Origin of the sequence: Chitinimonas sp. (assembly GCF_041904975.1) — a bacterium.
Classification (GTDB): Bacteria; Pseudomonadota; Gammaproteobacteria; order Burkholderiales; family Chitinimonadaceae; genus Chitinimonas.
Window position 1 is genome coordinate 1 of record NZ_JAYRLZ010000354.1, and the last position, 3,777, is coordinate 3,777.

Genomic DNA, 3,777 nt, shown 5'->3' on the forward strand with positions numbered 1-3,777 from the left:
AGGCGCGTACCTTGCAACAGGTACGGTGGGTCGCAAGACCTTCGTGTAAGAGACCACCGCTCGACTGGCAACAGGACGAGGCAGGCTAAACCCCATCCGAAGCAAGACCAAATAGGCAAGCGTTGACGGGGCCCCCTGAGCTTGCGGGTAGGTTGCTTGAGACGGCCAGCAATGGTCGTACTAGAGGAATGACTGTCGGCGATGGGCAACCATCGCGTCACAGAACCCGGCTTACAGGCCGGCTTCGCACTGGAATACACAGGGACCGCCATGGCGGTCCCTGCTTTTTGGCACGGCAAACTTGCCTTGTACGGGTTAACCACTATACTTCGCGCCACTATCCCGGCTGCCGACGATGCAGGCGGGCACAAAAAAGCGTCACCTCCCGTAAACGGGAGCATTCGAGGGGGAAAAAGTGAGTTCATCCGATACGCTCGGCGAATCCGCCGTTTTCGCGCCTGCCGAGGCTGTTTCCCGGCAATATCCACCCAAAGTCGAAGGCAATCTGGCCACCCTGCGCATGGGCTTCGATCTGATGCAGCGCCTGCGCGCCGCCGCGCCACAGGCCGAGGCCTTGCCCGAGGCAGAGACACAAGTCCAGTCGGCGGTGATGGAGTTGCGCCGTTGCGAGTGCGGTGGCTACCTGGCACCACGCCCATCCAGCCATATCAAAACCCGCAAACGTCGATTGTTTGCGCCTTAGCCCGGCCTTATTGCGGTACCGGGTCGCGGCTGGCGCGCCAGACGATATCGTTGGCCACCGTGTCGCCCAGGTAATGCGCCAGCAAGCGCGCCAGCGTGCCGTCCTGGCGCATCGATTCTGCGGCTTCGCGTAGCTGGCGCTCGTCGGCCGGCGGCACCTGCTTGTGCACGATCACCAGGCCCATCACGGTGCGCGGGGTTTCCTCGACCGGGATGATGCGCACAGTGTCGATCAGCTGATAGATATCGAGATTGCGCCGGTACATCGGCGCATAGCCAAAGGTCGCGCCGATCCGGCCGACCGCCAGTTTGCGGTACAAGGCATCGGTAGTGGGGGTGTCATCAAGGCGATCCTTGGGCAGGGCATCGAGGAAGGCATTGCCCCACTGGCCATAGCTGAGTGCGGAGATATAGCCGAACACCACATTGGCATTGGCCTTTGCCGCACTGACGGTGCGCACATTCAGGTCGCGCCGGATGATCAGGTCCAGTGGTATGGCCAGCAGCGGCACAAACAGGTGCTCGGGGCGGGTTCTCGATACCACCGGCACCAGCAGGGCAGTCAGGTCATGTTCGGCCAGCGCGTTCTGGCGCAGCGGCGGCAGTACCTCATAGCGGATCTTGCAGCCCACCCGCCGCCCCAGCTCGCGGTAGAAGTCGGCACTGAAGCCGGCCGGACTGCCGCTATCGTCAAGAAAGGCGATATAGCCAAGCCCGGCTGAATTCGAGGCGGAATACTCGCGCAAGCAGCCGGCCGTTGCCGTGGCAGAGGCGAGCAGGGCAAGCAGGCAGGCTAGGCGCCATGGGCGAGGCATGCATTATTCCTGGCATTGAGGGTACAAAGCCGCCCCGCAGGCTGATGTATCTGCGGGCAACTCAGTCAGGATAGACCGCGCAGCCACCAAGCGCGCAGGCCAGGGGGGGGCGCTCAGAAAAAGCGCCGCAGGTCCATGCCCTTGTACAGGCTTGCCACTTCATCGCCATAGCCATTGAACATCAGCGTTTTGCGCTTGGAAAATTCGCCGATGCGCCGCTCGGTGGCCTGGCTCCAGCGCGGGTGGTCGACTTCCGGGTTCACATTGGAATAAAAGCCGTATTCGCCCGGATTGGCGCGGGTCCAGCTACTGGTCGGCTGCTGTTCCAGCAGGCGGATCTTGACGATGGACTTGATGCTCTTGAAGCCGTATTTCCACGGCACCACCAGTCGCACCGGCGCACCATTCTGCTTGGGCAAGGGCTTGCCATACAGTCCCACCGCCAGGATGGTCAGCGGGTGCATGGCTTCGTCGATGCGCAGGCCCTCGACATAGGGCCAGTCCAGGGTGCGTTGCTTCTGGCCCGGCATCTGCTCGGGCGCCAGCAAGGTGGTGAACTCCACATATTTGCCACGGCTGTTCGGCTCCACCTGTTTGAGCAGGGCCGCCAGCGGAATGCCCACCCAGGGAATCACCATCGACCAGCCTTCCACGCAGCGCAGGCGGTAGATGCGCTCCTCCAGCGCTGCCAGTTTCATCAGGCTGGCCAGATCGAATTTGCGTGGCCTACCGACCTCACCCGCCACGTCTACGGTCCACGGCTCGGTGCGCAGGCTGGCGGCGGTTTCGGCCGGGTCGGACTTGTCGGTGCCGAACTCATAAAAATTGTTGTAGCTGCTCACTTCGCGCAAGCTGTTGGGCGCCTCGCTGGTGCTGTAGCGGCTTTTGTAAAAGGTGGGCAGGGCGGCATCGGCGCCGAACGCCTGTGGCAACAGCAGGCCGGCACCGAACCCGGCCGCGCCTTGCATCCACTCACGACGCGACAGATAGACCGATTCCGGGGTGATGTCGCTGGGGGCGATATGCGGCGGGCGGTAGGTGGGCATGGCTAACTCCTTGTGTTGGGATCAAGCCACCGCCACGGAACGGGCGGCACGGCGAGCTCATGCTTGGTCGCGGCGGTAGAGCGCTTCTGTCAGCCCTGGTACCAGCGCCAGATCAGGGCCAGGGCCGATGCGGCCAGCAGGGCAAAGGCCAGCACCTCGATATAGCCGCGAAAACGCTGGCGCGTGGCTGGTTTGAGCAGGAAGTTCCAGGCAAGTACGGCAAGAACGGCAAACAGCGCGAAGCGGGCAAGTCGGGAAATCATCGGAGCGCGGTGGAAGTGAAAAGGTTCATGCGCATTCCACCACGCCGTCGGCATAGCGGCGGGCGCCCAGCAAGGTGGATTCGATGCCGGCCTTGTATTCGAGCAGCTTCCAGTCGCGGCAGCCCATGCTGCGCGTGTAATCCTCGGCGCGGCGGCGGAAGAATTGCTCGACCTGGCCATCAAACAGCACCGATGAGCCGCGCAGCACGATGCGGTAGCGCCGCTGGCCGAGATAGTGCTCCTCGCTGTCCATCATCACGCCGTTGTACTGGGTGACGGCCCGGCCGGTCTCTTTGAGCTGGGAACAAGCGCCCAGGGCGAGCAGGCCAAGCAAAAACATCATTCGATAGGGCATTCGGGACTTCCTGACGGCAGGTGGTGGGAGGCTGTCAAGCCGCTTTGTTAATAACGTACTTTCACAGAACTTTATAAGCCTTTATTTCGTAAGGAATATTGCCATTGTTTGCCGCCGGCTAAATAAGCGCTAAGTGATTGTAGCAAAAACAGAAATGGTCATTCTGCCGCTTGACCCGTGTTGTTTTGTTGCCCTATAGTGGGGCGCAGTGGGGCAAAGTGGCAAAAAGTGTCGTTTGCTCCCAAGATTCAGTGCGGCGCGATCATCTCTCCGGGTGATCAGTCTGCTTCCCCCGGTGCGGGATTTTTGGCGGTAAACATGTTCGGCGGCGTAGCCATCCTCAATCTCGACAGCAAAGGGCGTCTGGCCATTCCGGCCAAGCATCGTGACGCGCTGGCCGGGAGCTGCGCGGGTCGCCTCACCGTCACCGTTGATCCCAGCCAGTGCCTGCTGGTTTATCCGCAACCGGCCTGGGAGCCAGTGCAGGAAAAGCTCAACAACCTGCCAGCCTTCAATCCACAGGCGCGCGCCTTGCAGCGCTTGATCCTCGGTCACGCCGAAGAGCTGGAAATGGACGGCTCGGGCCGCATCCTGCT

6 protein-coding genes and 1 other RNA gene are annotated in these 3,777 nt (G+C 61.8%); 3 read left to right on the forward strand and 4 right to left on the reverse strand.

The window, feature by feature from the left end; all coding sequences use genetic code 11:
* Window positions 1–250: RNase P RNA component class A (gene rnpB / locus ACE3OH_RS20610), an RNA gene on the forward strand; the annotation flags it as partial.
* A 165-nt stretch (window positions 251–415) separates the two neighbouring features.
* Entirely contained in the window at window positions 416–703 is a 288-nt protein-coding gene (locus ACE3OH_RS20615; protein ID WP_374357585.1) for a hypothetical protein, read from the forward strand.
* 7 nt (window positions 704–710) lie between these two features.
* Here ACE3OH_RS20615 and ACE3OH_RS20620 read toward each other — a convergent pair whose 3' ends face one another.
* The 4 genes from ACE3OH_RS20620 to ACE3OH_RS20635 form a co-directional block, all read right to left on the reverse strand.
* Complete coding sequence (locus tag ACE3OH_RS20620) at window positions 711–1,517, reverse strand: hypothetical protein (RefSeq protein WP_374357587.1); 807 nt, start codon at window positions 1,515–1,517, stop codon at window positions 711–713.
* Window positions 1,518–1,630: 113 nt separating this feature from the next.
* On the reverse strand, window positions 1,631–2,563 hold the full coding sequence (gene msrP / locus ACE3OH_RS20625) for a protein-methionine-sulfoxide reductase catalytic subunit MsrP (protein ID WP_374357590.1): 933 nt from the start codon (window positions 2,561–2,563) through the stop codon (window positions 1,631–1,633).
* Between the two features lie 89 nt (window positions 2,564–2,652).
* Complete coding sequence (locus ACE3OH_RS20630; protein WP_374357593.1) at window positions 2,653–2,826, reverse strand: hypothetical protein; 174 nt, start codon at window positions 2,824–2,826, stop codon at window positions 2,653–2,655.
* A gap of 25 nt (window positions 2,827–2,851) precedes the next feature.
* Window positions 2,852–3,181 carry a hypothetical protein gene (locus ACE3OH_RS20635; RefSeq protein WP_374357596.1) on the reverse strand — a complete coding sequence of 110 codons (330 nt, stop codon included), beginning with the start codon at window positions 3,179–3,181 and terminating at the stop codon, window positions 2,852–2,854.
* Between the two features lie 318 nt (window positions 3,182–3,499).
* Between ACE3OH_RS20635 and ACE3OH_RS20640 the strand changes: the two genes are divergently transcribed.
* On the forward strand, window positions 3,500–3,777 hold a 278-nt coding region (locus tag ACE3OH_RS20640; RefSeq protein ID WP_374357599.1), incomplete at its 3' end, for a division/cell wall cluster transcriptional repressor MraZ.

Bases quoted from the DNA above. Each gene is read 5' to 3' on its own strand.
- ACE3OH_RS20620 (WP_374357587.1), bottom strand. From the start codon at position 1,517: ATGCCTCGCCCATGGCGCCTAGCCTGCCTGCTTGCCCTGCTCGCCTCT.
- msrP (WP_374357590.1), bottom strand. From the start codon at position 2,563: ATGCCCACCTACCGCCCGCCGCATATCGCCCCCAGCGACATCACCCCG.
- ACE3OH_RS20630 (WP_374357593.1), bottom strand. From the start codon at position 2,826: ATGATTTCCCGACTTGCCCGCTTCGCGCTGTTTGCCGTTCTTGCCGTA.
- ACE3OH_RS20635 (WP_374357596.1), bottom strand. From the start codon at position 3,181: ATGCCCTATCGAATGATGTTTTTGCTTGGCCTGCTCGCCCTGGGCGCT.